Here is a 4,724-nt window from a genome sequence, read left to right on the forward strand (position 1 = left end):
ATTAATCAACATGTCAATAATGTATCTTATCTCAAGTGGGCACTAGACAGCTTGCCTTATGAGTATATTAAGGAAAAGTCACCAAGTCGATTACAAGTCATCTATAAAAAAGAGGTTTTCATTGATGAGACCATTAGTGTGTTTACAGAAGTTGATGGCCTTGAAACAAGACATATCCTCCATAATTGTCACGGTCAGGAATGTGTCAAGATTAAGTTGAATTGGTTGTAATGAAGAAGTCCTAGATAGAACTAAATATTTGATAACACCCACTATTTGATGCTCATTTGTAGATTCGGGAACACATAAAAGGACCTTAAAGGATAAGGTCCTTTTTTTATAGAGCATTCGTCTTCATCTTGCCTAGAGCGAGGATGATCAACCTGTGAAAAGTGGTTAAATCAGAAGAGTAACGGTAAAAAGGTTTTAGGGTTAAAAGAATGTATGTCTTAGCTTATGTGATAATACGCTTTGCCCATTTTTTTGAGCGCACGCGTGGTGTACCTAAAATGACCTTTGTAACCTCTTCGAGTGAGACCATGGCCACAACATAATAAACAGGAAAGTGGAGGACAAAACCGCTGAAAAAGGCAAGTGGTACACCAATTAGCCAGACGCAGCTCACTTCAAGGAGCATTGAAAACATGGTATCACCGCCGCTTCTGAATGTGCCAATGATGATAATGGTGCTGTAAAATTTAAAGGGCATAAAAAGGGCCATAATGCGCATTGTATTCACTGTAATTCGACTTACCTCTGGCGTGAGATTGAAAAATGTATGAATCATAAAGGGTGCTGAAATAATAATACAAAGACCAATAAAAGCCCCCAACAAGAGTGAAAGTGTCAGAAATCTTGTGTTGTAATCTATGGCCTCATCAATCTTGTTAGCGCCTAAGAGGTTGCCAAGCATAACAGAGGAAGCATTGCCAAGGCCAAAGCTCGCCACCATAAAGAGGCTGTTGATGATGTTGGAAATCTGTACAGAGGCCATGGCATCTGTGCCAATATGAGCATAGACATAGGCATAGGTGGTCATACCCAGTGCCCAAAAGGTTTCGTTTAGGATTACTGGGAAAGCTGTCTTAAAAACTTGCTTAACAGTCTCGAATTTAACCTTGAAAAAGTCTTTAAACTTAACGGCAAGCACAGGACTACCGGTATAAATGTTATAAAGTATGATGCTAAGCTCTACAATTCTTGCGATGAGTGTTGCAATTGCGGCCCCTTCGACACCATAAGCCTTAAAGCCAAAATGACCAAAAATTAAGGCGTAGTTCAAAATCGTATTGAGAATCAAAGAGAAAGCACTTGCGTACATTGGAAGCTTGGCTCTCCCGATGCTTCTGGAAGAAAATCCATATGAAAAACTAAGTGCGGTCAATACATAACTCATGCTCACAATTTTAAGATACTTGGAACCCAAGAGTATCACAGCAGGATCATTTGAAAAAAGGTCCAATATTCCAGTGGCATTAAAGAAGGACATGCCCAAAAAGATACTGGAAACAATTAAGCCGAATGATATGCCAATGACCATGACGTGTTTAATTTTTTCAAGTTCCTTGTTTCCCCAATATTGTGCTATGTAAATGCTAACACCGCTATAAGTTCCAAATAACATGAGTGTCATTAAAAAGAAAACTTGATTAGCCAGTCCTACAGCGGCAATATTTGTTGCGCCAAGTCTGCCGATCATGACATTGTCCACCAGATTGAGTGACGCCGAAATCATCTGTTGTAGAACGATTGGAATGGCAATGCCAAACAAGGTCTGATAAAAGGTTTTGTTTTGCTTGTAACGAAGTGAAATCATGATGCCTCCTATAATGTTAGTAACCCTAAATAGATTATACATTTTATAGTCTGCAAGATAAAGAATTTTAAATTTCCTTGTGTTTGATTTGCAATCTATTATACAATGGACTTGTATAATGTTTCATGTAGGAATGGGCAATATTATATAGAGGTGATTAGATGAAAAAGAATAAGATATTAATAGTAGATGACGAAATCCATATTTTAGAGCTTTTAAAGTACAATTTGGAAAGCAATGGTTTTGATGTAATCCAAGCGGAATCGGGCGAAGAAGCGATGGCACTCATTGAAACACAAACCCTTGACGGCGTCATTTTGGATTTAATGTTGCCGGGTATTGACGGAATTGAAGTTTTACGTAGAATTAGGCAATCGGAATTTTCAAGACTACCTGTGATTATGCTCACTGCTAAGAATGAAGAAATTGATGCTGTAATTGGGCTTGAAATGGGTGCGGATGACTACATCGGTAAACCCTTCAGAACCAGAGAGCTTATATCGAGAGTCAAAGCCGTTTTGAGAAGAGCTGAGCTTAGAGACCAACCTGCAAGCACGAATCTAGTAATCAATAAAGAGGGCTTATCCATCAATACTGAGACACATCAGATTTTCAAAGATGGCCTTGAGCTTATATTGACCCTAAAAGAGTTCGAACTCCTTGAGAAATTGATGAAATCACCAGGAAGAGTTTATACAAGGGAAGAACTTCTCGAATCCATTTGGGGTTATGATTATGTTGGTGAAACGAGAACTGTAGATGTTCATATCAGACAGCTTCGCAAAAAAGTTGAAGAGGATGACAAGAATCCAGAACTTATTTTAACCGTGCGTGGTATTGGCTATAAGTTCAAACAATAGGCATCTAAAAATATGATATTCTTCCACATGACTACAAGGAGCATTAAATGAGAAAAAAGATTTTGGGAACTTTTATTATCGTCATCACAATTTTGACCTTCTCTTTCGTGATGATTACAAATAACTCATTGATCAGTGCTATGCTTATTCAGCATGAAACAAATTTGACCAATGAAGTGAGAATGACTGAGGATTTATTAAAGGCTTCATATCAAAGCAACTTTGATTTTCAGGCATTTTGTGAGGATATACATGATCGGGTAAACGCCAGAGTAACCATTATAAATGGGGAAGGTATTGTCTTAGCCGATTCTGATGAAGATCCTAAAGTGATGAACAATCACCTCAACAGAGAAGAAATTATTGAGACAAATGAAACGGGTCAACCGGCAACCGCTAAGCGATTTAGCAATACCCTAAAGACCGATTACTTATATGTAGCACAAAAGACAAACATTGAAGGGGCTAATTATTTCATCAGAATATCAAAACCATTGATTGATATTGACTCGATTACCAAGACCGTGAGAAGTTATTCAGTTATGGCCATTATCTTTACGGCCTTGATGGCTGTTTTTATTTCCTTCATTATTACACGAAGAATTACTGGCCCCCTATATCAGTTGACAGAAGCAGCAAATTTAATCGCAAATGGGGAGTATGGCAAGAAAATCTACAACCAGTCAAAGGATCAAATTGGACTCTTAACGGATTCCTTCAATCTGATGAGTAAAAATCTTGAAAAGTCCATCAGGGATATTACAAGCCGTAATATTGAACTTGAGTCAATCTTAAACAGCATGATCAATGGCATTATTGCCATAGATAAAAATCGAAATATTTTAATGATCAATAAGATCAGTTTTGAAATATTGAATTTACCAGAAGATTATGTCGTGGAAAATGAGTCCATGTATAAAATCATTCGAAATGATGAAGTTGCTGAAATGGTGGAAATTTCCATGAAACAGGGCATTTCTCAGATTAAAGAGTTACAGTATGTCCACCTTGATAAGATTTTAAGGATTTACATCAATCCTATTCGTACAGCAAATAGTGAAATTATTGGCAGCATCGTCGTTATTCAAGACGTCACACAAATTCGAAAATTAGAGCAGATGCGAAGTGATTTTGTATCGAATGTCTCCCATGAGCTTAAAACACCTTTAACTTCCATCAAAGGTTTTGTAGACACACTAAAACAAGGTGCTATTAAGGATCACGACACTGCCATGAGATTCCTTGATATCATAGAGATTGAATCAGATCGTTTACATCGATTGATTACTGATATTTTACTTCTTTCTGAAATTGAAAGTATGGATCGAGAGAGTGACCAGTCTGAAGCACATCTTGAAGAAGTTTTAGAAGATGTTTTTGAAATGCTAAAATATAAGGCTGATGAAAAGAAATTGGTGTTAAAATCCAATGTCAATGGTGAGTTTATCATCAATGCCAACAGAGACCGCATAAAGCAAATGTTTATTAACCTCATTGATAATGCCATAAAATACACTGAAAAAGGCCGGGTAGAGGTCACCATTACAGAGAAAAATCCTTGGATTCAGATTCTCGTACGCGATACCGGTATTGGCTTTTCAGAAGTTCATAAGGAGAGACTCTTTGAACGTTTCTATAGAGTGGACAAAGGAAGAAGTCGTTCACAAGGTGGCACAGGTCTAGGTTTATCTATCGTCAAGCATATTGTCCTTTTATATAAGGGAAAAATATCCGTGGAGAGTACACCGGGGCAGGGCACCACTTTTGAGATCCTCCTACCCAACAAAATTGTCATGGATAAATTGAGTCGATAAATAACTTAGGCCTTATGACACAGCAAAGGCATTTAGTAACAGGCCATGGCACATGATAGCAAGCTAAGGCGAATCGTCGCAAGTGAAGACACATAATAAAAAGCGAAAGCAAATAATACCAAACAAAAGCAAATAATACAAAACTAAAGCACATCATAAGAAGCGAAAGCACGCATGGATAAACCATGTGTGCTTTTTTGTTGCATATCATTAGGCCTTATCCAGCTTTGAGCA

General features: G+C 37.6%; 3 protein-coding genes and 1 pseudogene. 3 read left to right on the forward strand and 1 reads right to left on the reverse strand.

Translation table 11 applies throughout. The annotated features are described in order from the left end of the window. Nucleotides 1–231 (forward strand): annotated as a pseudogene (locus AC220I_RS18330) (hypothetical protein); the annotation flags it as partial. 223 nt (nucleotides 232–454) lie between these two features. On the opposite strand, the gene AC220I_RS18335 reads toward AC220I_RS18330, so the two are convergent. Next, nucleotides 455–1,816 carry an MATE family efflux transporter gene (locus tag AC220I_RS18335; protein ID WP_486725312.1) on the reverse strand — a complete coding sequence of 454 codons (1,362 nt, stop codon included), beginning with the start codon at nucleotides 1,814–1,816 and terminating at the stop codon, nucleotides 455–457. 161 nt (nucleotides 1,817–1,977) lie between these two features. On the opposite strand from AC220I_RS18335, the gene AC220I_RS18340 reads away from it, so the two are divergent. After that, complete coding sequence (locus tag AC220I_RS18340) at nucleotides 1,978–2,676, forward strand: response regulator (RefSeq protein WP_486725313.1); 699 nt, start codon at nucleotides 1,978–1,980, stop codon at nucleotides 2,674–2,676. A 47-nt stretch (nucleotides 2,677–2,723) separates the two neighbouring features. Beyond that, on the forward strand, nucleotides 2,724–4,490 hold the full coding sequence (pnpS, locus tag AC220I_RS18345; protein WP_486725314.1) for a two-component system histidine kinase PnpS: 1,767 nt from the start codon (nucleotides 2,724–2,726) through the stop codon (nucleotides 4,488–4,490). Nucleotides 4,491–4,724 lie beyond the last annotated feature (234 nt).

The organism is Fusibacter sp. (genome assembly GCF_057447755.1).